General features: G+C 77.6%; 1 protein-coding gene. It reads left to right on the top strand.

Translation table 11 applies throughout. The features are described 5' to 3' along the window. The coding region (locus V5O46_RS31765) for a maltotransferase domain-containing protein (protein WP_332888197.1) at positions 1 to 241 on the top strand (241 nt) is incomplete at both ends.

Below are 241 nucleotides of genomic sequence, written 5' to 3'. Positions count from 1 at the left end.
ACCGTCACCGCCGGGGAGCCGGGCCGGTGGACGTACACCGTGGAGGCGTGGGGCGATCCGGTCACCACCTGGCGCCGGCACGCCCGGATCAAGGTGCCCGCGGGCATCGACACGAACCTGGTGCTGGAGGAGGGCGCGCGGCTGTACGAGCGGGCAGCCGCCGAGCCGCCGCGCAGCGCGGACCGGCGGGAACTGCTGGCCGCCGCCGAGGCGTTGCGGGACGAGACCCGCCCGGCCGCGT

This window comes from Streptomyces poriticola (assembly GCF_036689765.1).
Lineage (GTDB): Bacteria > Actinomycetota > Actinomycetes > Streptomycetales > Streptomycetaceae > Streptomyces > Streptomyces poriticola.
The sequence above is the reverse complement of the archived record's forward strand: the minus strand, read 5'-3'. Positions and strand labels throughout refer to the sequence as shown.